23 protein-coding genes are annotated in these 25,261 nt (G+C 45.3%); 19 read left to right on the top strand and 4 right to left on the bottom strand.

From position 1 onward, the window contains the following. Positions 1-38 precede the first annotated feature (38 nt). Positions 39-767: a YebC/PmpR family DNA-binding transcriptional regulator gene (locus tag VRU48_RS18825; protein ID WP_330109470.1), complete on the bottom strand. Its 729-nt coding sequence runs from the start codon at positions 765-767 to the stop codon at positions 39-41. A 79-nt stretch (positions 768-846) separates the two neighbouring features. Further along, positions 847-1,791, bottom strand: coding sequence for an NAD-dependent epimerase/dehydratase family protein (locus VRU48_RS18820; RefSeq protein WP_330109469.1), 945 nt, complete (start codon positions 1,789-1,791; stop codon positions 847-849). Positions 1,792-2,112: 321 nt separating this feature from the next. Between VRU48_RS18820 and VRU48_RS18815 the strand changes: the two genes are divergently transcribed. From VRU48_RS18815 to VRU48_RS18775, 9 genes are all read left to right on the top strand, one after another. After that, positions 2,113-2,760, top strand: a complete 648-nt coding sequence (locus VRU48_RS18815; protein WP_330109468.1) for a gluconate 2-dehydrogenase subunit 3 family protein — start codon at positions 2,113-2,115, stop codon at positions 2,758-2,760. Between the two features lie 98 nt (positions 2,761-2,858). Beyond that, entirely contained in the window at positions 2,859-4,559 is a 1,701-nt protein-coding gene (locus VRU48_RS18810) for a GMC family oxidoreductase (protein WP_330109467.1), read from the top strand. An 82-nt stretch (positions 4,560-4,641) separates the two neighbouring features. Beyond that, a complete protein-coding gene (locus tag VRU48_RS18805) occupies positions 4,642-5,796 on the top strand; it encodes a Gfo/Idh/MocA family protein (RefSeq protein ID WP_330109466.1) in 1,155 nt (384 codons plus the stop codon). Between the two features lie 3 nt (positions 5,797-5,799). Then, a complete protein-coding gene (locus VRU48_RS18800; RefSeq protein ID WP_330109465.1) occupies positions 5,800-6,852 on the top strand; it encodes a sugar phosphate isomerase/epimerase family protein in 1,053 nt (350 codons plus the stop codon). 32 nt (positions 6,853-6,884) lie between these two features. Continuing rightward, positions 6,885-7,268 carry a c-type cytochrome gene (locus VRU48_RS18795; protein WP_330109464.1) on the top strand — a complete coding sequence of 128 codons (384 nt, stop codon included), beginning with the start codon at positions 6,885-6,887 and terminating at the stop codon, positions 7,266-7,268. Positions 7,269-7,291: 23 nt separating this feature from the next. Next, positions 7,292-8,749 carry a Gfo/Idh/MocA family protein gene (locus VRU48_RS18790; protein WP_330109463.1) on the top strand — a complete coding sequence of 486 codons (1,458 nt, stop codon included), beginning with the start codon at positions 7,292-7,294 and terminating at the stop codon, positions 8,747-8,749. Positions 8,750-8,788: 39 nt separating this feature from the next. Further along, on the top strand, positions 8,789-9,484 hold the full coding sequence (locus VRU48_RS18785) for a 3-keto-disaccharide hydrolase (protein WP_330109462.1): 696 nt from the start codon (positions 8,789-8,791) through the stop codon (positions 9,482-9,484). Positions 9,485-9,567: 83 nt separating this feature from the next. Further along, positions 9,568-10,785: a nucleoside permease gene (locus tag VRU48_RS18780; RefSeq protein WP_330109461.1), complete on the top strand. Its 1,218-nt coding sequence runs from the start codon at positions 9,568-9,570 to the stop codon at positions 10,783-10,785. 20 nt (positions 10,786-10,805) lie between these two features. Next, positions 10,806-11,687 carry a sugar phosphate isomerase/epimerase family protein gene (locus VRU48_RS18775; RefSeq protein ID WP_330109460.1) on the top strand — a complete coding sequence of 294 codons (882 nt, stop codon included), beginning with the start codon at positions 10,806-10,808 and terminating at the stop codon, positions 11,685-11,687. A gap of 85 nt (positions 11,688-11,772) precedes the next feature. Here VRU48_RS18775 and VRU48_RS18770 read toward each other — a convergent pair whose 3' ends face one another. Continuing rightward, positions 11,773-12,126: a YtxH domain-containing protein gene (locus tag VRU48_RS18770; protein WP_330109459.1), complete on the bottom strand. Its 354-nt coding sequence runs from the start codon at positions 12,124-12,126 to the stop codon at positions 11,773-11,775. 99 nt (positions 12,127-12,225) lie between these two features. Beyond that, positions 12,226-14,028: a lamin tail domain-containing protein gene (locus VRU48_RS18765; RefSeq protein ID WP_330109458.1), complete on the bottom strand. Its 1,803-nt coding sequence runs from the start codon at positions 14,026-14,028 to the stop codon at positions 12,226-12,228. Positions 14,029-14,160: 132 nt separating this feature from the next. Here VRU48_RS18765 and VRU48_RS18760 point away from each other — a divergent pair, with 132 nt between their 5' ends. The 10 genes from VRU48_RS18760 to VRU48_RS18715 all read left to right on the top strand — a co-directional run bounded on the left by VRU48_RS18760 (position 14,161) and on the right by VRU48_RS18715 (position 25,179). Then, complete coding sequence (locus tag VRU48_RS18760) at positions 14,161-15,153, top strand: aspartate-semialdehyde dehydrogenase (RefSeq protein ID WP_330109457.1); 993 nt, start codon at positions 14,161-14,163, stop codon at positions 15,151-15,153. Positions 15,154-15,307: 154 nt separating this feature from the next. After that, the gene (locus tag VRU48_RS18755; protein WP_330109456.1) at positions 15,308-16,432 is read left to right on the top strand and encodes an ATP-binding protein; all 1,125 of its coding nucleotides are present in this window, start codon (positions 15,308-15,310) and stop codon (positions 16,430-16,432) included. Positions 16,433-16,436: 4 nt separating this feature from the next. Then, positions 16,437-17,846 (top strand): D-alanyl-D-alanine carboxypeptidase/D-alanyl-D-alanine endopeptidase, encoded by a 1,410-nt coding sequence (gene dacB / locus VRU48_RS18750; protein ID WP_330109455.1) that lies wholly within the window; start codon positions 16,437-16,439, stop codon positions 17,844-17,846. A gap of 209 nt (positions 17,847-18,055) precedes the next feature. Next, positions 18,056-18,565 (top strand): GNAT family N-acetyltransferase, encoded by a 510-nt coding sequence (locus VRU48_RS18745; protein ID WP_330109454.1) that lies wholly within the window; start codon positions 18,056-18,058, stop codon positions 18,563-18,565. 50 nt (positions 18,566-18,615) lie between these two features. Then, positions 18,616-19,662 (top strand): serine hydrolase domain-containing protein, encoded by a 1,047-nt coding sequence (locus tag VRU48_RS18740; protein ID WP_330109453.1) that lies wholly within the window; start codon positions 18,616-18,618, stop codon positions 19,660-19,662. Positions 19,663-19,741: 79 nt separating this feature from the next. After that, positions 19,742-20,212: a hypothetical protein gene (locus VRU48_RS18735; RefSeq protein ID WP_330109452.1), complete on the top strand. Its 471-nt coding sequence runs from the start codon at positions 19,742-19,744 to the stop codon at positions 20,210-20,212. Positions 20,213-20,251: 39 nt separating this feature from the next. Further along, complete coding sequence (locus VRU48_RS18730; protein ID WP_330109451.1) at positions 20,252-22,234, top strand: beta-N-acetylhexosaminidase; 1,983 nt, start codon at positions 20,252-20,254, stop codon at positions 22,232-22,234. Positions 22,235-22,380: 146 nt separating this feature from the next. Beyond that, a complete protein-coding gene (locus VRU48_RS18725; protein ID WP_330109450.1) occupies positions 22,381-22,827 on the top strand; it encodes a DoxX family protein in 447 nt (148 codons plus the stop codon). A gap of 142 nt (positions 22,828-22,969) precedes the next feature. Beyond that, positions 22,970-24,673 (top strand): M28 family peptidase, encoded by a 1,704-nt coding sequence (locus VRU48_RS18720; protein WP_330109449.1) that lies wholly within the window; start codon positions 22,970-22,972, stop codon positions 24,671-24,673. A gap of 107 nt (positions 24,674-24,780) precedes the next feature. Next, positions 24,781-25,179, top strand: coding sequence for an acyl-CoA thioesterase (locus VRU48_RS18715; protein WP_330109448.1), 399 nt, complete (start codon positions 24,781-24,783; stop codon positions 25,177-25,179). Positions 25,180-25,261: the final 82 nt, after the last annotated feature.

The following is a 25,261-nucleotide window of genomic DNA, read 5'->3' as shown; positions in this document are numbered from 1 at the left end:
CAGTCGGGGCTTTTTATGTTATGGTGTGGTGTTAACAACTACTCGGCCATGTTGTGGTAAACCGCCTGCACGTCGTCGTCTTCCTCCAATTTATCAATCAGCTTCATCACATCAACCGCCTGTTCTTCAGAAACTGGATGATGCGAAAGCGCAATACGCTCCAGTTTAGAGCTTTTCAATTCGATGCCTTTTTCTTCCAGCGCTTTTTGCAAAGAACCGAAGCTTTCAAAAGCACCTTGGGCAACTACGATGTCGTTCCCTTCCTCATCGGCCTCTACATAAAGCTCTTCCAAACCAGCATCGATCAATTCGAATTCCAGTTCTTCAATATCCAGGCTATCGGTAGGCACAAACCTGAAAATCGATTTGCGGCTAAACACAAAATCCAAAGATCCAGTTTTGCCCAAAGAGCCATCGGTTTTATTGAAATAACTGCGTACGTTGGCCACGGTTCTGTTCGTGTTATCGGTAGCGGTTTCTATCAGTACGGCAACGCCATGTGGTGCATAACCTTCGTAAACAATCTCCTCATAGTTGGCCATCGATTTATCAGAAGCACGCTTAATAGCCGCATCTACCCTATCTTTGGGCATGTTTACTGCCTTGGCATTTTGAATGGCCGTGCGCAAACGCGAGTTGGTTTCAGGATGTGGACCGCCATCTTTTACCGCAATTACGATATCTTTACCAATACGCGTAAACTGAACGGCCATTTTGGCCCAACGCTTAAATTTTCTTTCTTTTCTAAATTCGAATGCTCTTCCCATTTTTTTAGTATTGAGTACGGAGATAGGAGATGTGAGAAAGGAAACCTTGAGCCTTTAACCCCTCAACCCTATACCTTGTTTATTTTTTTAAATTGATTAACATTTCGCTGGTCATTTTGGCCAGGTCAAATTCCGGCTTCCATAACCATTCTTTTTGTGCATAACTGTCGTCTATTGATCTTGGCCAGCTGTCGGCAATGGCTTGGCGCGGATCGTTTTCAGTGTAAGACAGCTTAAAATCAGGGATATGCTTACGGATTTCCGCAGCCAGTACCTCTGGGGTAAAACTGATGCCTGCCAAATTGTAGCTCGACCTGATGCCGATATTTTCGGCTGGTGCATCCATCAATTCGATGGTGCCGCGAATGGCATCGTCCATGTACATCATCGGCAATTCGGTAGTGGCCGATAAAAACGACGAATAGCTTCCTTTTTTCAACGCCTCGTGGAAAATATGAACCGCATAATCGGTCGTACCACCACCAGGTGCGGCTTTCCAGCTGATCAATCCAGGATAACGAATACTTCTTACGTCCAGGTTATATTTTTGATAATAATACTCGCACCAGCGCTCGCCCGCCAATTTGCTGATTCCATAAACCGTGTTCGGATCCATGGTGCAATATTGAGGAGTTTGGTCTTTTGGCGAATTCGGTCCGAAAACAGCAATAGAGCTTGGCCAATAAACCTTGGCGGTTTTATACACCAAAGCCAAGTCCAGCACATTGAGTAAGCCGTTCATGTTCAGGTCCCAGGCCAATTTTGGGTTTTGCTCGCCTGTAGCCGACAACAAGGCCGCCAACAAATAAACCTGTTTCGGTCTATATTTTTCGAAAATCTCTTTCAGGATTTCCTTGTCCAAAACGTTTACAAATTCAAACGGCCCGGCATTTTTCAATTCATAATCCGGCCTTCTGATATCGCAGGCTACCACATTGTCGTTTCCATACGCCTTGCGCAAGGCGGTAACCAATTCGGTTCCGATTTGTCCGTTAGAACCTAGTACTAATATTTTTTCGTTCATTTTTAAAATAGGTATGGGTAGCAAAGGTAAAAAATTGCCGCAAACCTTGGCAACTGTTTAAAGTTATGTGTGGCAAAAATGTTGACGAGCCTTTGGAGCAAAGCAAAACCTCTTTTGGCAACATGGGCAATGTCCTCATTTTTTAAGGTGATTGGTCTGCTTGTAAATTAATTTTTACAATGCCGATAGGGGTTCTAGAACAGGGCCTAAGTGTATTTAATACAATATATAATCTATAATCATTCTAAATAAAGTCAGCTATTCGTTGAGTTAACATATAATCAGTAATTTAAGTGCACAGAAACCTTTAACCAAATACTTATGGACAGAAGAGAAGCCGTAAAAAGTGTTGCCTTCTTAATTGGTGGAGCCTTGTCGGCAACTACCTTGGCAACCTTGTTCGACAGCTGCAATGAGCCGGGTAAAGACAGTGCGCACTTGTTCACTGCCGACCAAGAAAAACTTGTGACAGAGCTGGCCGACATCATTATTCCAACCACCCCAAAATCGCCGGGCGCCAAAGCCGCCAATGTAGGACCTTTCATTGTGATGATGGTGAAAGAATGCTATCCTGACGAAGCGCAAAAAACTTTTGTAAAAGGCCTCGAAGATTTAGAAGCCCGTTCGAAAAAAGAGTTTGGCAAATCTTTCTTGGCCATATCGGTCAAAGAACGTGAACAATTGGTAACCAAAGTTCGCGACGAAACAGTAGCTGAGCAGAAGGAAGACGGCGAAAAACAGAAAAAACTGGACGAACAAGCCAAAGCAACAGAAAAACCAGGCAATCCGATGCTTGTTAAAGAAAAGCCTCCGGGTAAATCTTACTTCTTTGCCATTGCCAGAGACCTCACCATGCTGGGCTTCTTTACTTCAGAAATTGGAGCAACCAAAGCCTACGAATATGTACAAATCCCAGGCCGTTATGATGGCTGCGTAGACCTTAAACCAGGTCAAAGGGTTTGGGCATAAACTTAATCTACCCAAAGTTCTGAACCAATTCGGCATTGCCCATACAAAATGGCCAAGCTGAAAGAACTGAAAACTACTGAAAACAAAACAACAAACAGATGAACTTAAATACAAAAGCTACTGCACAAAATACTTACGATGCCATTGTTGTAGGCTCGGGTATTAGCGGAGGTTGGGCGGCCAAAGAGCTAACCGAAAAAGGTTTAAAAGTATTGATGCTCGAAAGGGGCAGAAACATTGAACATATTAAGGATTACACCACGGCCATGAAAAAGCCATGGGAATTTGAACACCGCGGCCGACTAACCGAGGAGCAGAAAAAGACGCATCCGGTTCAAAAACGCGACTATCCTTATCAAGAATATAACGAAAGCTTTTGGGTAAACGATTTGGAGTGCCCTTACACCGAGGTAAAACGCTTCGACTGGTACCGTGGTTTCCATGTAGGTGGCAAATCACTGATGTGGGGACGCCAAAGCTACCGTTTAAGCGACCTGAACTTTGAAGACAATGCCAAAGACGGACACGGCGTTGATTGGCCGATCCGTTACAAAGATATTGCCCCTTGGTACGATTATGTAGAGAAATTTGCAGGTATCAGTGGCCAGGCCGAAAACTACCCGCATTTTCCTGATGGGCACTTTCTTCCTCCGATGCAGATGAACTGTGTAGAAAAATCGGTAAAAGAACGCATCGAGAAAAAATACAACAAGAGCCGTATCATGACTATCGGTCGTACGGCAAACCTTACCGTTGAACATGGCGGCCGTGGCAGTTGCCAATACCGCAACCTGTGTAGCCGTGGCTGTCCGTTTGGAGCTTATTTCAGTACCCAGTCCTCTACCCTGCCTGCCGCGGTGGCAACCGGCAATTTAACCCTTCGCCCTTTCTCTTTGGTGAATGAGATCATTTACGACAAAGAAACCCAAAAAGCGAAAGGCGTACGCGTAATCGATTCGGAAACCATGGAACATCATGAGTATTTCGCCAAAATCGTTTTCGTAAATGGTTCTACCTTGGGTACTACTTTCTTGTTGCTCAACTCTACTTCAGCTGAACATCCAAATGGTTTGGGCAATGCCAGCGGCGAATTGGGACACAACTTGATGGATCACCATTTCCGTTGTGGCGCCTCAGGTACTGCCGAAGGTTTCGACGATAAATACACTTATGGCAAACGAGCAAACGGCATCTATATCCCTCGCTACAGAAACATAGGCAACGATAAACGCGATTACGTCCGTGGCTTTGGCTACCAAGGCGGTGCAGGCCGTTCGGGCTGGCACAAGGAAATTGCCGAACTGGCTTTTGGTGGCGATTTCAAAGACTTGATTTCTACACCAGGCATTTGGAGCATGGGCTTGGGCGGTTTCGGCGAATCATTGCCGCGCCACGAAAACCGTGTGTATATCGACAAAACCAAGAAAGACAAATGGGGCCAGCACGTATTGGCCATCGATTGCGAGTTTGGCGACAACGAATACAAAATGCGTCAAGACATGATGAACGATGCGGCAGAAATGCTGGAAGATGCAGGCATTAAAGATGTAAAAACCTACGATAATGGTTCTGTACCGGGCATGGCCATCCACGAAATGGGAACGGCGCGCATGGGCAAAGACCCTAAAACTTCGGTACTGAACAAATGGAACCAAATGCACGAAGTAAAAAATGTATTTGTAACCGATGGTTCATGTATGCCTTCCATTGCCTGTCAAAATCCGTCGTTAACCTTTATGGCGTTAACCGCAAGAGCGGCTGACTATGCAGTAAGCGAATTAAAGAAAGGAAACATTTAATAAAAGGTAGCAGGTAAAAAGGTTGAAGGTGTAAGGTTAAGTCCCTACGCCTTTAGCCTTAAACCCCACACCCCAAAATACTATGCAAAGCAAGATACGAATGGGCATGATTGGTGGCGGACGCAAGGCCTTTATTGGCGCAGTTCACCGCATGTCGGCCCAATTAGATGGATTGATAGAATTAAGCTGTGCGGCATTAAGCTCCGATCCCAAGGTAGCCTTAGAATCGGGCAGGGATTTGATGTTGCCTGCCAACAGGGTTTACGAAAGCTACGAGCAAATGATTGCCCAAGAAAAGCAGCTGCCCGAAAACGAGCGCATGCATTTCGTCAGCATCGTTACCCCCAACAACGTCCATTTTGAACCCGCCATGCTGGCACTCGAAAATGGATTTCACGTTGTGATCGACAAACCCATTACCTTAACCTTGGCCGAAGCCAAAGCCCTGAAGCAGAAAGCCGACGAAACCGGACTTTTTGTTTGCCTAACCCATACCTACTCAGGATATCCGATGGTAAAACAAGCCAAAGAGATGATTAAAAACGGCGATTTGGGTACCATCAGAAAAGTATGTGTAGAATATCCGCAAGGCTGGTTAAGCCAACCCGCCAACAGCGATAACAAACAAGCCGCCTGGCGTGCCGATCCAGCTAAAAGTGGCATCAGCGGTTGCATGGCCGATGTAGGTACACACGCGGCGCACCTGGCTGAGTATATTTCAGGCCTGCAAATTACCCAGATTTGTGCCGACCTCCATATTGTAGTAAGCGGTCGCGCCCTCGACGATGATGGCAACGTGCTGCTGAGGTTTAACAATGGTGCAAACGGTACTTTAATGGCTTCGCAAATCGCCGCTGGCGAAGAAAATGCGCTAAAGATTAAAATCTATGGCGAAAAGGGCGGCATGGAATGGCACCAGATGGAGCCAAACAACCTGATTGTGAAATGGCTGGATCAGCCGATGCAGGTTTACCGTACCGGCAATGCCTATGTAAGCGATGTGGCCAAGTTCAACACCAGAACCCCATCGGGCCACCCCGAAGGTTACCTCGAGGCTTTTGCCAACATCTATAAGAATTTTGCACTGGCTTTGGCCGCTAGGCTTGACGGTGAAACCCCAAGTCCTTTCATGCTCGATTTCCCGGATGCCAACGACGGCGTAAGAGGAATGGCCTTTATCGAAAATGTAGTGGCCTCGAGCAAATCAGACCAAAAATGGTACGATTTTAAAATTTAACCTATGACAACGATACAAGGACCAGCCATATTTTTAGCCCAATTTATTGGCGACGAAGCACCTTTCAACTCGCTCGACGGCATTTGCAAATGGGCCGCCGGCTTGGGCTTTAAAGGCATCCAAATTCCTACACTCGATGCACGCTTCATCGATTTAAAACTGGCTGCCGAAAGTAAAACCTATGCCGACGAACTGAAGGCTAAAGTGGCTTCATACGGTTTAGCCATTACCGAACTCTCTACGCATTTGCAAGGCCAACTGGTGGCCGTAAATCCGGCCTACGATCAGCTATTTGATGCCTTTGCCGCGCCAGAAGTAAGGAACAACCCGAAAGCCAGAACCGAATGGGCTGTGCAGCAAATGAAATATGCCGCCAAGGCTTCGCAAAACCTGGGCCTAAATGCGCATGCTACCTTTAGTGGTTCGCTGCTTTGGCACACTTTCCATCCTTGGCCGCAACGTCCCGAAGGTTTGGTAGACGACGGTTTTAAGGAATTGGCCAAACGCTGGCTACCTATCCTCAACGAATTTGACAATTGCGGCGTAGACGTTTGCTACGAAATACATCCGGGCGAAGATCTTTTTGATGGCGAAACCTACGAAATGTTTTTAGACAAGGTAAACCAGCACTCAAGGGCCTGTTTGTTGTACGATCCCTCGCATTTTGTATTACAGCAGTTAGACTATATCCAGTACATCGACTTTTACCACGAACGCATCAAGGCATTCCACGTTAAAGATGCCGAGTTTAATCCTACGGGTAAACAAGGCACTTTTGGAGGCTATCAAAGCTGGGCCAACCGTGCAGGCCGCTACCGTTCGCCAGGTGATGGCCAGGTCGATTTCAGACGCATTTTTAGCAAATTGGCCCAATACGACTTTAAAGGCTGGGCCGTGATGGAGTGGGAATGTTGCATCAAGGATTCTGAAACCGGTGCCCGCGAAGGAGCCGAATTCATCAAAAAACATATCATTCCGGTAACGACCAAGGCCTTCGACGATTTTGCGGCTTCGGGTGGCGATACTGGTTTTAACCAAAAAATACTAGGCATTTAAACAACAACATCATTCTATTACACATTACACCGATGAAAAAAACACTTCTATTTTTAAGCGGACTGGCCCTGTTTCTAGGAGCTTGTGGCGGTTCAGGTTCAGACGAATCATCAACAGCCAGCACCGAAACTCCAGCGCCTGCAGCAGCCAAACCAGCCATGGATCCAGGCGAATTATTGATCGTTAAATCAGATTGTATCGGTTGCCATCATAAGGAAGACAAGCTGATCGGACCAGCCTATCAGGAAATCGCAGCCAAATACCCAAATACGCCAGAAACAGTAACGGCATTGGCTGGAAAAATCATCAAGGGAAGCAAAGGCACTTGGGGTGCAGTACCCATGACGCCGCACGCTAAAATCAGCAACGACGATGCACAGCTGATGGTAAAATACATCTTATCGCTCAAGAAATAATCAAACCTTAAAAAACTAAACTAATGGAAAAGGGAAAACAAGAAGCGGAATCACAGAGTAGACGTAATTTTATTAAGGCTGGAGCAATTGCTACGGCCGCTTTTATGATTGTGCCACGCCACGTTTTGGGTGGCAAAGGCTTTTTGGCCCCTAGCGACAGACTTTTGGTTGCTGGTGTGGGCGTAGGCGGCAAGGGCCAAAGCGACATCGCGGCCTTCGCAGCCAGCGGCAAGGCCGATATTGCCTTTCTGTGCGACGTTGACGATCGACGGGCAGCAAAAAGCGTCAAAGACTTTCCAAAAGCAAAGTACTACCGCGATTGGCGCGAAATGTACGAGAAAGAGCACAAAAACTTCGATGCGGTTTCGGTATCAACCCCCGACCATAACCACGCCATCCAAACCTTGGCGGCCATGCAGTTGGGCAAGCACGTGTATGTGCAAAAACCCCTTACCCACGATATTTATGAAGCCCGCGCTCTAACCGAGGCCGCTAAAAAATATAAAGTAGTAACCCAAATGGGCAACCAAGGCGCTTCAAACGATGGACCACGCCAAATGAAAGAATGGTATGATGCCGGCCTCATTGGCGATGTACATACCGTTTACGCCTGGACCGACAGACCGGTTTGGCCACAAGGCATTGCCTGGTCTACCAACAAAGCCGAAGTGCCGAAAGAGCTGGATTGGGATTTATGGCTAGGCACGGCACCTTACAAAGATTATGTAAACAAACTGGTGCCTTTTAACTGGCGTGGCTGGTGGGATTACGGTACCGGCGCCCTTGGCGATATGGGCTGTCACCTTTTAGAAGCGCCATTCAGTGTATTGAACCTTAAATACGCCACCGAAGTACAGGCCAGCGTAGGTTCTGTTTATGTAGACGAATTTCAACGCGGTTATTTCCCAGAAAGCTGCCCGCCGTCGAGCCATGTTACCCTGAAATTCCCAAAAACCAACAAAACCAAAGGCGATGTAACTGTACATTGGATGGATGGTGGCATTCAGCCAGAAAGACCAGAAGAACTACAGGCCAACGAAACCTTCGGCGATGGTGGCAATGGAACCTTATTTATCGGCACCAAAGGCAAAATGATGGCCAGCACCTACAGCGCCAATCCTCGCTTGTTGCCTTTATCAAAAAATGCCAATATCAAAGTAGCCCAAAAATTTGCACGTGTACCTAATCAGGCCAACGGCCACTATGCCCAGTGGGTAGAAGCCGCTATTGCGGGATACGGCAAAAACGAGCTGAGTTCACCGTTCGAAATTGCGGGTCCGCTAACGGAAGCTTTGTTAATGGCCAATTTGGCTATCCGCGGTGCCGATATCCAAAAGAAAAATGCCGACGGAAAAACCATCTACCCAGGCAGGTACACCAAATTGCTGTGGGATAACAACCAAATGAAGGTGACCAATTTTGACGATGTAAACCAATTTGTAAAAAGAGAATATCGCAAAGGCTGGACTTTGGGCGCATAATTAATTTTTAAAACGTTAACACCAAAAATATCCTAACAGATGAACAAATACCTATTATCAGCTGCATTGTTGTTAGCCATGGGCTACGGCGCAGCTGCACAAACCGCCAAATTGCCCAAAGGCTTTAAATGGTTATTCGATGGCAAAACCACCACGGGTTGGCATACCTATGGCAAAACTACGGTTGGCCAAGGCTGGAAACCCGAAGACGGCGCGCTACACTTCGATCCAAAAGCCAAGAACAATGATGGCGGCGATATCGTAACCGATAAGGAATATTCAAATTTCCATTTGAGCCTCGAGTGGAAAGTAGCCCCGAAATCGAACAGCGGCATTATTTTTTATGTACATGAAGAATTGCCGAAATATGGCCAAACTTACAGCACAGGCCCAGAAATGCAGGTATTGGATAATGACGGACATCCAGATGGAAAAATCACCAAGCACCGTGCCGGCGATTTATACGACTTGGTTAAAAGCTCATCAGAGCCTGTAAAACCGGTTGGCGAATGGAACAAAGCCGAAATCATCAGCAACAAGGGCAAACTAACCTTCAAGCTGAATGGCGTTACCGTAGTGAACACTACGCTTTGGGACGACAACTGGAAATCGCTGATTGCCGGTAGCAAGTTTGCCAAATGGGAAGGCTTCGGCACTTTCAAAACAGGCAAAATCGCTTTGCAAGACCATGGCGACGAAGTGCGGTACAGAAATATCATGATTAAAGAACTCTAGAAAGACTTACAGTGGAAGGTTTAAGGATAAATAAAACCTTCCACCTCCTACCTTCCTACCCTAAACTAACCAAACTAAACCAAATGAATACGACAACGAGATTTAAACTATCTTTCATGATGTTCCTGGAATTTTTTATCTGGGGCGCATGGTTTGTAACGATGGGCACTTACCTCAGTAAAAACCTAATGTCTAACGATGTGCAGATCGGCTCTGCCTATAGCACACAATCGCTCGGCGCCATTATAGCTCCATTTATTATCGGTCTGATTGCCGACAAGTTTTTTGCCGCGCAAAAGGTACTGGGGGTGTTGCATTTGGCAGGTGGCGTATTGTTATGGCTGGCCGCAACTTCCTTAAATTTCGATAGTTTCTTTCCATTCATTTTGGGCTATATGATTGCCTATATGCCAACTTTGGCCTTGGTTAATTCCATTTCCTTTAAGCAAATGAACGATCCTGGAAAAGAATTTCCTGCAATCCGCGTTTTCGGAACCATTGGCTGGATCATTGCCGGCTTGGTTATCGGCTGGCTTAATTGGGAACAAAAAGGCAACTTGATCCTCACTTTCAAAATGGCTTCGGTAGCATCGATTATCTTGGGCTTGTTCAGTTTCATACTGCCCAATACCCCTCCGGCCAAAAAGAACGAAAAAACTACCTTTGGCGAAATCATCGGATTGGACGCTATCGGCCTATTAGCCAACAGATCGTACCTGCTGTTTTTCTTGGCATCGGTAGCCATCTGTATTCCCCTTGCCTTTTATTACAACTTTACCAATCCTTTCTTAAACGAAGTGGGCATGAAATCGGCCGCAGGCGTACAATCGCTGGGGCAGGTATCGGAAACCGTATTTATGATTTTGATGCCTTTGTTCTTTGTAAGGTTGGGCGTTAAAAAAATGTTGGCCATCGGCATGATTGCCTGGGTAGCCCGTTACCTGTTTTTCGCCTTTGGCAATGCCGATGCGAATTACTGGATGCTTATTGCAGGTATTGTATTGCATGGCATCTGCTACGACTTCTTTTTCGTTACCGGACAGATTTATACCGACAAGTTAGCTGGCGAAAAATTCAAAAGCGCCGCCCAGGGGTTTATTACCTTGGCCACCTATGGCGTAGGCATGCTAGCCGGCTCGTTTATTTCGGGCATTATCGTAAACAAATACGTAATTGCCACTGGAGGCCACCATTGGTATGATATTTGGATTATCCCGGCAGGTATTGCTTTTGTTGTATTTCTGTTGTTTGTTCTGCTATTTAGAGATAAAAACAAAGATGTAACCGAAGCTCAAAGTTAAACTTGATCCATCCCGTATATATGAATTCTAGAAGATCCTTTATTAAACAAACTGGCCTGTTCATAGCAGGCGCTGCCTTATTACCTTCATTGCCTGCTTTGGCTTTTGCCAAGCCTAAAAAAGTGGCCGGACTGCAGCTTTACTCGCTCAGAGATTTATTGCCAAAAGATGTTAAAGGCGTTATCAAGGCTGTGGCCGAAGCAGGCTATGGCGAAGTAGAAACCTATGGCTACTCGAAAAGAGATAAATTTTGGGGGCTCGACGCCAAGGCTTTTGGCGATTTGCTAAAACAACATGGCCTGAAGGCTCCAAGTGGCCATTACGACATGGATGGCTATATCGGCACCGGAAACAGCGATGTGCTCAAAACCTACATAGAAGCCGCCAACATATTGGGCTCGGAATATATAACTATTCCTTACCTTGGCGACCACCTGCGAAAAGATTTAGACGGATTTAAAAGAGTAGCCGCTCGATTGAACGAGGCTGGCACTTTGTGCAAAGCCTCTGGATTGAAACTGGCTTACCACAACCACGATTTCGAATTCAAGAAATTTGGCGATACCACCGGTTATGAAGTGATGCTGAAAGAAACCGACAAAAAACTAGTCGATTTTGAAATGGACCTATATTGGGTAGTCAGATCAGGCAATGATCCCTTAAAGCTGTTTGCAGCACACCCTAAACGCTTTGCCATGTGGCATGTAAAAGACATGGATAAAGCCAACCATGGCTTAAATACCGAAGTGGGCAAAGGTGCCATCGATTTTAAGGCTATTTTTGCTCAAGCCAAACAAGCAGGTGCTAAACATTTCTTTGTAGAGCACGAAACCAATTATCAGCCCAACGAACTGGCTTCTATAAAAACCAGCTGCGAATACCTGAAAGCTAATCTATTGTAGCCACATAGAGCTTATTAAACATACAAAAGCCCGGCCTACTTAATTATTTTAAGCATAAGCCGGGCTTTTGATTTTTAGGTAAAGCCTAAGAGTGTTCTTCGTTTTGCTGTGCCTCTGTAACCAAGTCCTTAATGGCCGACCTGCGTTTTTTCAAACTCGGCTCACCTACCAAATGAGGCACCGCCGTTTCTGCGGCCAGTTCCTCATGTTCCTCGCCAACAATACGGCGCTTAAGGTTATCGTAACCGTCGCGCACGCCGTTGCCCAGGTTTTTGGCTCCATCGGCAATCCGCTTACGCGCTTCTTCGCCACTGGCTGGGGCAAACAAGATACCAAGTACTGCGCCCGCAGCCAAACCCGCAATTAAGGCAACCGCCACTTGGGCATTATGATTTGATTTTTCGGCAAAAAGCCTTGAAATTAATTTTCCGTATTTCATAACAACTGTTTTAAAAAACAACAACAGATCAGCGCTATTGTTTAAAATAACGTCAATTTGACCAATGTATTACGGTTTTTGCCCCAAAAAGCTACCCAATTAATTGAGCTTGGTGGCCAAAACACAGGCCCGCCTAAAGCTTTCGCGCTTACCGTTTAGTGCAAAGGTATCAAATTGCACCACATAAATGCCTACCTTGCTGCGCTGCCCATTGTCGTTTGTGCCATCCCAAATAAAGTTCCCCGAAGTGGCAATACTGGTGTTTCTTTGCAGCTTACGAACCAAAATACCTTTGTCTGAATAAATATTTACGTTAGCCAATTGTCCGTTGTTTACAAAGCGATAATCGATTTGTAACTGATCTTCAAAACCATCGCCATCGGGCGAAAATGTTTTGCTGCCTAGGCTTACACTATTGGCAAGTATTTGCTTGTCATCCTCCTGCGAATTGCGATAGGTTGGCGTGGCAAAACCAACGCTAGCTGCTGCCGATTTAAAATTGCCTGCTTCGTCGGTAGGCTTGGCAAACGAAACCCGCTCCAGCGAAACCCCATCTGCGTTGCGCAATAAGGCCAGGTGCATATCTTCATGGTATACCAGCTTATCAATCATCTTTAACGAACTTAACAGTATCACCGTACCTTTATCATTATTAAACGCAGGCAAACTTGCCATTTTTACAAATTGAGCAGGAAAGTTGGCTTGGTATTGTGCCTTAACAACATCAGGATTAGTAGTTAGCACCCAATATGTTTTGGCAGGCATCAGCAAGGAAACATTGCTTACATTTCTAACATTTGCCGGATTACCGTTTGCATCGGCATTGGCTAGTTGCAGATTTTTTAAATCCAGCAGTTGGTTGGTTGCATTGTAGATTTCGATAAAATCGACCCCATCTTTTTTCGGGTTGACCAAAATTTCGCTAATCAGGATATCGCCCTTTTGAAATTCGTAAGGCTGTACATAAATAAAGCTGGCTTGGTTAGCTCTTGCAATTGTATTGCCTTTTAAATCTTTTACGCCGTTTACCGTCAAGGTATAGTTGCCTGTTGGCAAAGCCGAAGCATAAACCAGCTGGTAAACATTGGGCAAAGCCGTAGCTTTAACCAAGGCCGGACTACCCAAATTAGTAATGGCATAATTGCCGGTAGCCAAGGCCGAACCGATCATTAAGCGCTCCGAAAAAACCGCTTCAATGGTTTTATCATCTAAAGCTTTGGCACTGAGCAAGGTTGGCGGGCTCACATCGGGCACCAGTTCGTCCACCTTAAAATCATCAAAAATAAAACCCTCCGACCGCGTAGCTGTGTATCGGCATGAAACGCCAAACCAATCGCCATACAGGAAAACTTTATCGGTAGCACTGCCTTCCAAATTATAGTTTGTTCCTCCGCTAATATCGGTATACAGCTCCCACAGCCCCTCATCGGTACGAGTTACTTTTACCCTGGCCAAAAGCTTGTTTACATCGGCCCGCGATTTGGCTGGCCCATCAATGATTTTGGTTACCGTTGTACCCGCCTGCCGATACAAATCATAACTATCGGCACTACCGTTTTCGCCAATTTGTATAAAATAGCCATTTAATGGGCCATTTAAGTCCTGCTGGTCGGCCACCAAATAAATTCTGGCCTGATTGGCCGTAGAAGGATCAAAATTCAACTGCACAAAGAATTCCCACTTGGCATTGGTAGCCAGCGCACTGGGGACAGCCAACATAACCGTTTGTGCAACAGCGCTTAGCGACGTCTGCAACTGATTTGAACTATTTACCCTAAAGGCATTGGTTTGACCAGTCCATGCTGGATTTGAGGTGAAGTTTCCGTCGGAGAAGTCATCGAAAACCTGGCCGAATGCAAGTTTAGCACTCAGCATCATAAAAAAGAGCAAAGTTTTTCTCATATTTGGTAGATATTAGAAATCAATTAAATATAATTAAAAAAAAGATGAAATCATCATGGTTTTATCGGCTCCTGCAGGGATCGATTAACCCAATCATGATTGCTTCATCGCCATTAAAAACAAATTAAAAAAATGAAAGTTGCAGTAGTAGGTGCCACAGGATTAGTGGGCACTGTAATGTTAAAAGTATTGGAGGAAAGAAACTTCCCGTTAACCGAATTAATTCCAGTAGCTTCTGAAAAGAGCGTTGGTAAGTTAATTACGTTTAAGGGTAAGCAGTATCCAATCGTTAGCATGGATACTGCAATTGGCATGCGCCCAGATATCGCTTTGTTCTCGGCTGGCGGAAGCACTTCGCTAGAGCACGCGCCACGTTTTAAGGAAGCCGGCACCACGGTAATCGACAATTCGTCGGCATGGCGTATGGATCCGGCTATCAGACTGGTGGTTCCGGAGGTAAATGCAAACGTACTTTCTATCGACGATAAAATCATTGCCAACCCTAACTGTTCTACCATCCAAATGGTGGTGGCCCTAAAACCATTGCACGACAAGTACAAAATCAAAAGAGTGGTGGTATCAACCTACCAATCGGTTACAGGTACGGGCGTAAAGGCGGTTGACCAGATGATGAACGAGCGAAAAGGCATTCACGATGGCCCAATGGCTTATGCCTACCCGATCGACTTGAACGTTATTCCGCAAATCGACGTATTCACCGAAAACGGCTATACCAAAGAGGAAATGAAGATGATTAACGAAACCCGTAAAATTATGGGCGACGATAGCATCCGCTTAACCGCTACTACCGTGCGCATTCCGGTAATGGGCGGACACTCTGAATCGGTAAACATCGAATTCGAAAACGAATTTGACCTAGCCGAGGTGGTGGCCTTGCTAGAAAAAACCGAAGGCATTGTAGTGGTTGACGATATTGCCAACCTCAAATACCCGATGCCTAAAGATGCACATGAAAAAGACGAGGTATTTGTAGGCCGTATCCGCAGAGACGAATCGATGCCAAATACCTTAAACATGTGGATCGTTGCCGATAACCTGCGCAAAGGCGCCGCCACCAATGCGGTACAAATTGCCGAGTATCTGGTGAAAAAAGAACTGATCTAATTTTTTAAGTTTCCATAGAGAAAGTGATGTTTAGGCATCACTTTTTTTGTTTGCCACCAAATCCTAATCTAAAAATTACATATAATTTAGTGGTTATAATCTAAATTTTATATATAATTTTTAGATTACAATCTAAATTTTATATATTTATGTGATGGTTAGCAGAATTTTAGAGCCGATTATAGAATCCAAGTTTTTCAAGGGAAAGGCCATTATCCTTACTGGAGCAAGGCAAGTGGGCAAGACTACCCTGTTGAAACGTTTGGCAAAGAACACGGGCTTGCCATTTACGTTTTTAAACTGCGATGAAGCGAGTGTTCGCAACAACTTGCAGGATATCAGCACCGAGCGCCTCAAATCTATTATCGGGAAAAACAAAATCATACTGATTGATGAAGCACAAAGGGTACGAAATATTGGGCTGACATTAAAACTCATTGTCGACAATTTTAGCGACATACAGCTCTTGGTTACGGGTTCATCGACATTAGATCTGGCCTCGGGAATAAAAGAACCGTTAACAGGGCGAAAATTTGAATACCATCTGTTTCCATTTTCCGTTGAAGAACTGGCTAATCAAACCAATATTTTAACCGAAGAACAGGCTTTAGAAAAAAGATTGATTTATGGCAGCTATCCCGATGCCATCAATTATCCGGGAGAAGAAAAAGAACTGCTCTTTAATTTGACCAATAGCTACCTATTTAAAGATATTCTTTCATTGGCTAACATCAGGAAACCCTTGCAGCTTGAAAAACTGATCCAGGCCTTGGCCTTGCAAATCGGCAATGAGGTTTCTTATCACGAGCTCGGACAGCTTATTGAGGCCGACAAACAAACCGTGGAAAGGTATATCGATTTGCTAGAACAGTGTTTTGTGGTGTTTAAACTAAATTCCTACAATGGCAACCTGAGGAATGAAATAAAAAAAAGCAAAAAAATCTATTTCTATGATTTAGGTGTTCGAAATGCCATTATACAGAATTTTAGTCCGTTGGGCTTAAGACAAGACAGCGGCCAGCTTTTCGAAAACTATATCATTGCCGAATACATCAAAGCCAGCAACAACCATCGGAAGTTTGCCAAATATTATTTCTGGAGGAGTTTTCAGCAACAGGAAATAGACCTGATCGAAGAAATAGATGGAGAAACAAATGCCATCGAAATTAAATGGAATGACAACAAAAAAGTTAAATTTCCGACCACTTTTACCGCAAACTATAACGTTAACCAAACCATTGTGATTAACAGAAAAAGCTACACTTACTTTTTAATTTAACCCCATGAAAATATACAAAGCCGCTTTATTATTTTTACTTTTCTCCTTAAACGCTTTCGCTCAAAATACCGCTACCAAACTGGAACAGGCTTATGCCAATTTGGTTAACGACGACCAAGCCAAATATGCCATCACTTCGCTTTGCGTGCTGGATGCCCAAACGGGCAAGGTCATTTTTGCCAAGAACGAAAACATCGGGCTGGCCACGGCTTCTACGCTAAAAACCATTACTTCGGCAACGGCCTTTAGCGTTTTGGGCAAAGATTTCAGGTACCAAACCACCTTGGCTTACACGGGTAAGATTACTGCCGATGGCACGTTGCAAGGCGATTTGGTGATTATAGGCAACGGCGATCCTACATTAGGCTCTGGGCGCTATGAACAGAGCAAGGAAAATGTGGTTTTAACCCAATGGGTGAAGGCCATACGGAATGCGGGCATTAAAAAAATAGAAGGTTCGGTAATTGGAGATGACAGCTTATTTGGCACCCAATCGATGCCTGAAGGCTGGATTTGGCAAGATATGGGCAATTATTACGGGGCGGGCACTTCGGCACTGGCTTGGCGCGAAAACCAGTTCGATGTGCATTTAAAGCCTGGCACAGCTGTAGGCAGCGATGTAAAGGTGCTCGAAACCGTACCTGCCATGCCTTACATCAACATCGTAAACGAATTAAAAACAGGTGCAAATGGTTCTGGCGATAATGCCTATGCCTTTTTGCCTCCCTACAGCTACACCGCTTATTTAAGAGGCACTTGGGGTATGGGGATTAGCAAGGCCGGCATTGCTTTGGCCCTGCCCGACCCTGCTTTTGAGGCCGCCTATCGCTTGCAGGACACTTTGCTAAGGCTTAATATCCAAAGTACCAAAGAGGCCACCACGGCACGCAGACTAGGGCTAGCAAATAAAAGTATCGCACCTATTGCTCAAAAGCTTGCCACCACTAGCTCGCCCGATCTGAGCGAAATCGTATACTGGTTCAATAAAAAGAGTATTAATCTGTACGGCGAGCAACTCCTAAAAACCATTGCCTGGAAGCTGGGAAAAACACCAAGCACCAAAAATGGCGCAACTTCGGTTATTAATTTCTGGGCGGCCAAAGGCATCGATAAGAATGCCTTGAATATTTTAGACGGCAGCGGCCTCTCGCCGGGCACCAGGGTAACTACCGCAGCCATGGCCAGCATCTTGTTTCAGACACAAAAGGAAGATTGGTTTCCAGCCTACTACAATTCGCTGCCCGAATACAACGGCATGAAGATCAAAAGTGGCACCATTAACGATGTATCGGCCTATGCGGGCTACTACACCGATAAAAATGGCAACAAATACATTGCGGTAATCAACATTAACAATTATAATGGCTCGGGTATCAGCAAAAAACTGTTTAAGGTGCTCGATGCGCTGAAGTAGTCAACAGTTTATAGTCGATAGTCCATAGTCTTTAGTCGATAGTCTAGTCTATAGTTTGTTGGCTTCAACAGTTTCATGGCACTAGCTCAAGTCAAATAGTCCAGATTGGAAGCAGTTGGCTGTTCGCAATTTGCCTTGAACTAATGACAAATGAACCATTGAACTAATGAACAATTTGCTATCTTCCATTTTCAAAACAACGTCTTGATATGCAGTTCGAACTTCGACCATTTCAACTGAGCGACTTGCGCAGTTTGGTTAAACATGCCAACAACTACAATATTGCCAAAAACCTGAGCAATAAATTTCCTTTCCCTTATACCCAAGACGATGGCATTGCTTTTATCAACCTGGCTTTGTCGGCTACGCCACAAGAAATTTTTGCCATTTTGGTAAACGGAGAGGCGGCAGGTTCTATCGGCGTACATCCACAACAGGATTTCTATTGCAAAAATGCCGAAATGGGCTATTGGCTTGCCGAAGCGTATTGGGGCCAGGGCATTGTTCCAGAAGCCGTGAAACTGATGCTGAACTATGGCTTCAGGACTTTTGAGGTGAACCGCATATTTGCACGTACCTTCGACACCAACATCAAATCGCAACGCGTGCTGGAAAAAGCAGGCTTCAAGTTGGAAGCAGAGCTGGCGGGCACCTTTTACAAAAACGGAACGGTTTACGACGAATTGATCTATGCCGTACGCAAGCCCGCGCAACTGTAAGCCTGTAACTATTGGGTCGATATGCCGTCTTAAACAGAAATCCCCTTGCCATGCGTAATTTCCTTCAACATAGTGCCACAGTGCTCTTTGCCCTATTGACTGTCTTTCAGGCAGCTGCCCAAAAAACCAAGTCGGCGCAAATTGAAGCTTACCTGAACAAGGCGCACCAAGATGGGCTTTTTAACGGCAACGTACTTGTTGCAGACCACCACAAAATGGTTTTGAAAAAGGCAATTGGCAATGCGGATGCCTCAAAACAGCAGCAATTGACTACCGCCTATCGTTTTCATATCGGCTCCATAGCCAAGGAATTTGATGCCGTAGGCCTCATGATGCTTCAAGAACAGGGCAAATTAAACCTGAACGATAAAATCTCGAAGTTCTTTCCGTCGCTCCCCCAGTGGGCACAAAAAATAAGCGTCAAAAACCTCTTGCAGTATACCAGCGGCCTGCCTGATATTAAGTGGAGTACGGTGCATAGCGATGCCGACAACTGGAAAGGCCTGCAAGCCTTGCAACAACTCGATTTTGAACCGGGCAGCACTTATGCCTATAACAACAACAATACTTTTATGCGCAGGCGCATCATTGAGAAAGTATCGGGCTTGAACTTCGATGATTTTGTGATGCAAAAAATATTAAAAAAAGCGGGCATTAAAAACGGCATTGTCGACCCAAGCGACAAGGCTCCTCTTATGGCCCGTTCATTCAACAAAAGCTTTAAGCAAGATGGCTTGGAGGTACCTATTTCTGGCTGGACCTGTTTAAATCTCGACGATTTTTATAGCTGGATGCAGGCCATCAACAATTTTACCCTCATTAATCCCGCTTCAACACGCGAAATTATTACGCCATTTGGAGAAGATAAACAAGCGGGCTTGGGTAGTGGCACCATGAAAGGCAATCGTGTAATTACCCATATCCATGATGGAACCGGTATGAACTACCAGGCTCTAGCAATAACAGACACTGAAAAAGGCCGGACAATCATCCTATTGACCAACCAAAAGCAAGGCAATCTTTACGACATCGCCGAAGCCATAAGCGCTATTTTAGACCATAAACCTTACCAAGCGCTACAAGCAAGCAACGAATAGGCTACATCTTTTCATTGTGAATGTTTTTAGGTAGATTTAGGTGATTGCCATTGCTGCTTAAACCCGAAGAACAACCGCTATGAACAAAAACCTATCGCTCATTTTCAAGGCTGGCCTTTTGGTAGGCACCTTGGATATTTTGGCCGCATTTATCAATTTTTATGCTAAGACCGGAAAAAATGTAAGCATCGTGCTCAAGTACATCGCCAGCGCGGTATTTGGCAAAGAGGCCATGAGCGGTGGCACTTTGATGGCAGCAGCAGGACTTTTGTTTCATTACCTCATTGCATTCTCATTTACAGCTTTGTTTGCCCTACTCTACCCCAAACTATGGCAATGGTTTAAAAGCGTATGGCTGATTACCATTTTGTACGGGGTTTTTATTTGGTTGCTGATGAACCTGATTATCGTGCCCAGCACGAGGGCGCCACAAATTCCTTTCTCGTGGTCGGCCGGATTGGTCAACTGTTTGATCTTAGCACTTTGCATCGGTTTGCCCTTGGCTTATCTTTTTCGCAAAAACGACACTGCTAATTCCCCTAAAAATTAATAAATTGCGGTTTCATTCTATCCAATTTTAATCAGTTCAATGAAACGAAGCTTATCTTTTATTCTGTTCCTGCTCTTTAATCTTCATGTTTTTGCACAAACCGCCGAAAGTAGCGGTCCGACATTAGCCGGTACCGACACAGAGGCACTTGGCGAAAGCGAAAGCATTGCCAATAGCGAAATCGCCATTATTCCGGAGCCGGTAAGCATCATTAAACAAGCTGGACATTTTGTGTTACCTGCAAATATTGTAATCCAGGCCCATAAATCGCCAGAGCTGAAACAGACCCTCGCTTTTTTGCAGGAACGTTTGTCGACGCCAACCGGCTATTATGTAAGCACAATCAGCACGCCATCGGCCGCAGCCACCATTAAACTGATCATCAACGAAACCAACGATGCCACCATAGGCATTGAAGGCTACCGCTTAACCGTGGGCCAAAAACAGGTAACCATTAGGGCCAACAAACCTGCAGGCCTGTTTTATGGCGTACAGACTTTGCTACAGCTGTTGCCAAAGGAAATTGAAAGCAAAGAAGAAGTAAAAGGCGTAAAATGGACCATGCCTTGCGCCGAAATTACCGATTACCCGCGTTTGGGCTGGAGAGGGCTGATGTTCGACGTTGCCCGCCATTTCTTTACCAAACAAGAAGTAAAGCAATACATCGATGCCATGGTGCGCTATAAATACAACATTTTGCACCTGCACCTTACCGATGACGAAGGCTGGAGGATCGAAATCAAAGGCTTGCCGAAATTGACCGAGGTGGGTGCCTGGAACGTAAAACGCGTTGGTAGTTTTGGCGATTTTATTCCGCCAACACCCGATGAGCCCCGCAACTATGGTGGTTTTTACACCCAAGACGACATTAGAGAGCTCGTAGCTTATGCCAAAGACCGCTTTGTAAATATCTTACCCGAAATTGATGTGCCGGGACACAGCTTGGCGGCTATCGCCTCTTACCCCGATCTTTCGTGCACGCCAGATGCCGTTAACTACAAGGTACGCAGCGGCGAGAAAATTATGGATTGGAGCCGTGGCGCCCCACCTATTGCCTTGGTCGACAACACGCTTTGTCCGGCCAACGAAAAGGTTTATGTTTTCTTAGATACCGTAATTTCGCAGATTGCACAGCTTTTTCCTTTTGATTATATCCACATGGGTGGCGATGAAGCTTCTCATAATTTCTGGGAAAAGAACGACCAAGTTAAAGAGCTGATGAAGCGGGAAGGTTTGAAAACAATTCCAGAAGTACAGGGCTACTTTGAGCGCAGGGTAGAAAAAATCGTACAATCGAAAGGCAAAAAATTCATGGCTTGGGACGAAGTTTTAGAAGGTGGCGTATCGCAAAGCGCAGCGGTAATGAGCTGGCGCAACATGAAATACGGAACCGACGCGGCCAAAGCTGGCCATGAAGTGGTGATGAGCCCTACGCAATATGCCTATATCGATTATATGCAGGCCGATGCCATTACTGAACCTCGTGTGTATGCTTCGTTGCGCTTGAGCAAATCGTATGAGTTTGATCCTGTACCCGATGGCGTAAATCCGGCATTTATCAAAGGCGGACAAGCCAATCTGTGGACCGAGCAGGTATATAACATCCGTCAGGCCGAATACATGACCTGGCCTCGTGGCTTTGCCATTGCCGAATCGGTATGGTCGCCAAAAGAGAAAAAGAACTGGGCCAATTTCTTTGCCCGCACCGAACAGCATTTTAAACGTTTGGATGTAGCCGAAACCAAATATGCGCCTAGCGTTTACGATCCGATATTTGCCGTAAGGAGAACCGCCGACCGCAATTTGCTGATTACCTTGAGTACCGAGGTTGACGGGCTTGACATGTACTACAGTTTCGACAATTCGTTTCCAGACCGTTTCTATCCAAAATATAACGGACCTTTGGTACCACCGGTTGATGCCAAGGTGCTGAAAGTAATTACCTACAGAGGCAAAACGCCGGTTGGCCGGATGATGAACATGCCGATTGAAGAGCTCGAAAAAAGAGCAGGCAAACGATAAAAAAAGCCGTAGACTGATTTGGTCTGCGGCTTTTTTATTAAACAGCTAATCGTTTATTTTTCAACATTTTAAATCAAATACCACTAGGCATTTGTTTAACTCAATATTTTTCGTAACTTAATATAAGCTTTAAAAGGAGGTTTATTATGAACGTTATCCAAAAAGTTGAGCACTGGGGCGATTCGCATCGCGCCAAATGGCTAGATGTAGTCCGCATTGTATTAGGCCTCATCATCTTTAGCAAAGGCATCGCGCTAATCAGCGACACGGGCCATCAGCAGGAACTTTTATTTAAGAACAGCGTATTCGGATTTTCCGAAATGATGTCGAGCATTGCCATACACGTGGTGGCTTTTGCGCATTTGGTGGGTGGGATTTTGATTACCATTGGCTTGGTTACGCGTTTTGCCGTGGTTATTCAGATTCCAATTCTCATTTGTGCGGTATTGTTCGTCAACATTTCGAACGGTTTCTCGGCCCTCAATTCAGAACTTTGGCTATCGCTTATCGTGCTTTGCTTATTGGTACTATTTTGGGTAGTGGGCTCTGGCCCTTTTTCGGTCGACTATCAAATCAAGTACAAGCGGGTTTAGTCCTTAATTCTTCATCTACAAAAATCTATGTCCGGCATGGAAAGTTATTGCTTTGCCCATGGTTGTTTATCATCTATATTTTACGTTGGCCATAGCGTAGGTTAGCGATAAACTTGCTACCTTTCCGTTTTAAGAAACAACCATGAAGAAATTCCTACTCCTTGCCTTGCTGTTCAAAATTTCGACCGGCTTTGCACAAACCCAAACCGACGATTACTTCAAGCTCACGCGTTCTGGTTTTAACGAAAAAAACGCCTATGCCACTACCGCATTTGTAGAGCAATATTTTCGCGTACCGGGCAATACGGGCTTCAATGCCAGCATACATTATGTAGAAGATATCCTGAAAAAAGCAGGCTTTATAGAACAGAAAGCCGACGAATTTGAAGCACCCCTTACCTATCGCATAGAAAAACGCCCCATGAAACGCAATACCTGGGAGCCGGTTGATGCCAGTGTAACCATCGTTGGCGAAACGCAAGCCCTCATTGCCTTTAAAACCAACCGCAACATGATACCGATCAACTGTCCGTCCACTCCGGCAGATGGCGTTACGGCTGAAGTTGTTTTTGTAGGCAAAGGCACCGCACAGGATTTGGAAGGCAAAGACCTGAAAGGCAAAATCGTATTTGCCGATGCCTCAGCTGGCCGATTGCTGGCTGTAGCTACCAAAGCTGGCGCCATTGGCGTAATGGGCTATTCGATGCCTAAATACACTCAACCAGAAAAACACCAAACTTCTATTCAGTTTGGCAACATGCCGGCCAACTCTAGCGTTTGGTCGTTATTGTTGTCGTATAGCGTAAAAGAAAAACTGAAAGCAGCCTGCCTTAAAGGAAAAGTAGAACTGAAAGTAAATATCCAAACCAAGATTTACCAAGCCGAAGAACTGACTTTGGTAGCCAATGTAAAAGGCAACGTAAATCCTAACGAACGCTTTGTGTACAGCGCGCACGTGCAAGAACCGGGCGCCAACGACAATGCCAGTGGCGTGGGTACCTTAGCCGAAATGGCCCGTCTAACGGCTACTTTGGTTAAATCGGGCAAAATGAAACCGCAACGTACGCTTACCTTTTTATGGGGAGATGAAATTGTATCGACCGGCAGGTACATTACCGACGATAAAGAGCGTGCCAAGGGCATTATGTGGGGCATGAGCTTAGACATGGTGGGCGAAGACACCCAAAAAACCGGAGGCTCTTTCCTGATCGAAAAAATGCCTGATCCATCGGCTATCTGGACTCGTGGCAACGACAAACATACCGAATGGGGCGCTGGCGATGTGAAAGAAAAGGATCTTTTCCCGCATTACTACAACGATTTTATCTTCGACATTTGCAAAGCCCAAGGCAAATTTGCCAAATGGACGGTTAATTACAATCCTTTTGAAGGTGGCAGCGACCATACGCCATTTTTGCAAAACAAAATCCCTGGCTTGTTGATGTGGCATTTTACCGATGTATTTTACCATACCGACAACGACAGGATTGATAAAGTTTCGGCTACGACCATGAAAAACGTAGGTGTAAGTGCGCTAACTGCCGGCTTTACTTTGGTTACCGCCAATGAAAATACAGCTACGCAAACCGTAGCCCAAGTTAAAGCCGATGCCTTGGTTCGTCTTCAAACCGAGTTTGAGCTGAGCAAAAAAGCCATTGCCGAGGGCAAGGCCGCTGCCGATGAGCAACATATCCTACAAGTTTGGGGCAAATGGTATACCGATGCCCTTGCCACCATTGGCAACATGGCCGTTAAGCCACAAACTACCAAAGTAGGTTCGGCTATCAAGGTAGCGACGCTGGAAGTAGAAAAGCAAACGCAAGCCTATATCAGCGAACTTAAATAGTTCTGCAACAAAATAAGAAAGGGAGTTTAACAAGCTCCCTTTTTCTTTACATCCCACTGAAACTGGCCTGCGCCAATTTTGTTATCTTCGTGAAAAGCCGATAGTTTATGAATTTTCACACGCGCAAATGGGTAAAGCCCGAAGACCTTAATCCGAATGGATCGCTATTTGGTGGCAGCCTGCTCAGGTGGATTGATGAAGAAGCCGCCATTTATGCCATCGTTCAATTGGAGAACCCCAAAGTGGTGACCAAATACATGTCTGAAATCAATTTTGTAAGTTCGGCCAAACAAGGCGATATCATCGAATTGGGCATTACGGCTACTGCTTTTGGCACCACCTCAATTACCATGTGCTGTGAGGTGCGGAACAAAATCACCCGTAAAAGCATCCTGACCATAGACAAGATCGTTTTCGTGAATATTAACGATTACGGCGATCCCACGCCGCATGGCAAAACAAAAATCAAGTATATAGACGAACAGTTTGAGGATTTAGGCAACTAATGGGTGCCTCTGCGCATGAGCGCAACACAGCAATTTAACAATAAAGCAATTTTTAATAGTACAGCAATTTAACAATTTAGCC

This window comes from Pedobacter albus (assembly GCF_036324255.1).
Taxonomy (GTDB): domain Bacteria; phylum Bacteroidota; class Bacteroidia; order Sphingobacteriales; family Sphingobacteriaceae; genus Pedobacter; species Pedobacter albus.
Note: the sequence above shows the minus strand (reverse complement) of the source record. Positions and strands in the feature narration are given on the sequence as shown.

Excerpts from the sequence above, each read along its gene's own strand:
- VRU48_RS18825 (WP_330109470.1), bottom strand. The coding sequence starts at position 767 with ATGGGAAGAGCATTCGAATTTAGAAAAGAAAGAAAATTTAAGCGTTGG.
- VRU48_RS18820 (WP_330109469.1), bottom strand. The coding sequence starts at position 1,791 with ATGAACGAAAAAATATTAGTACTAGGTTCTAACGGACAAATCGGAACC.
- VRU48_RS18815 (WP_330109468.1), top strand. The coding sequence starts at position 2,113 with ATGGACAGAAGAGAAGCCGTAAAAAGTGTTGCCTTCTTAATTGGTGGA.
- VRU48_RS18810 (WP_330109467.1), top strand. The coding sequence starts at position 2,859 with ATGAACTTAAATACAAAAGCTACTGCACAAAATACTTACGATGCCATT.
- VRU48_RS18805 (WP_330109466.1), top strand. The coding sequence starts at position 4,642 with ATGCAAAGCAAGATACGAATGGGCATGATTGGTGGCGGACGCAAGGCC.
- VRU48_RS18800 (WP_330109465.1), top strand. The coding sequence starts at position 5,800 with ATGACAACGATACAAGGACCAGCCATATTTTTAGCCCAATTTATTGGC.
- VRU48_RS18795 (WP_330109464.1), top strand. The coding sequence starts at position 6,885 with ATGAAAAAAACACTTCTATTTTTAAGCGGACTGGCCCTGTTTCTAGGA.
- VRU48_RS18790 (WP_330109463.1), top strand. The coding sequence starts at position 7,292 with ATGGAAAAGGGAAAACAAGAAGCGGAATCACAGAGTAGACGTAATTTT.
- VRU48_RS18785 (WP_330109462.1), top strand. The coding sequence starts at position 8,789 with ATGAACAAATACCTATTATCAGCTGCATTGTTGTTAGCCATGGGCTAC.
- VRU48_RS18780 (WP_330109461.1), top strand. The coding sequence starts at position 9,568 with ATGAATACGACAACGAGATTTAAACTATCTTTCATGATGTTCCTGGAA.
- VRU48_RS18775 (WP_330109460.1), top strand. The coding sequence starts at position 10,806 with ATGAATTCTAGAAGATCCTTTATTAAACAAACTGGCCTGTTCATAGCA.
- VRU48_RS18770 (WP_330109459.1), bottom strand. The coding sequence starts at position 12,126 with ATGAAATACGGAAAATTAATTTCAAGGCTTTTTGCCGAAAAATCAAAT.
- VRU48_RS18765 (WP_330109458.1), bottom strand. The coding sequence starts at position 14,028 with ATGAGAAAAACTTTGCTCTTTTTTATGATGCTGAGTGCTAAACTTGCA.
- VRU48_RS18760 (WP_330109457.1), top strand. The coding sequence starts at position 14,161 with ATGAAAGTTGCAGTAGTAGGTGCCACAGGATTAGTGGGCACTGTAATG.
- VRU48_RS18755 (WP_330109456.1), top strand. The coding sequence starts at position 15,308 with ATGGTTAGCAGAATTTTAGAGCCGATTATAGAATCCAAGTTTTTCAAG.
- dacB (WP_330109455.1), top strand. The coding sequence starts at position 16,437 with ATGAAAATATACAAAGCCGCTTTATTATTTTTACTTTTCTCCTTAAAC.
- VRU48_RS18745 (WP_330109454.1), top strand. The coding sequence starts at position 18,056 with ATGCAGTTCGAACTTCGACCATTTCAACTGAGCGACTTGCGCAGTTTG.
- VRU48_RS18740 (WP_330109453.1), top strand. The coding sequence starts at position 18,616 with ATGCGTAATTTCCTTCAACATAGTGCCACAGTGCTCTTTGCCCTATTG.
- VRU48_RS18735 (WP_330109452.1), top strand. The coding sequence starts at position 19,742 with ATGAACAAAAACCTATCGCTCATTTTCAAGGCTGGCCTTTTGGTAGGC.
- VRU48_RS18730 (WP_330109451.1), top strand. The coding sequence starts at position 20,252 with ATGAAACGAAGCTTATCTTTTATTCTGTTCCTGCTCTTTAATCTTCAT.
- VRU48_RS18725 (WP_330109450.1), top strand. The coding sequence starts at position 22,381 with ATGAACGTTATCCAAAAAGTTGAGCACTGGGGCGATTCGCATCGCGCC.
- VRU48_RS18720 (WP_330109449.1), top strand. The coding sequence starts at position 22,970 with ATGAAGAAATTCCTACTCCTTGCCTTGCTGTTCAAAATTTCGACCGGC.
- VRU48_RS18715 (WP_330109448.1), top strand. The coding sequence starts at position 24,781 with ATGAATTTTCACACGCGCAAATGGGTAAAGCCCGAAGACCTTAATCCG.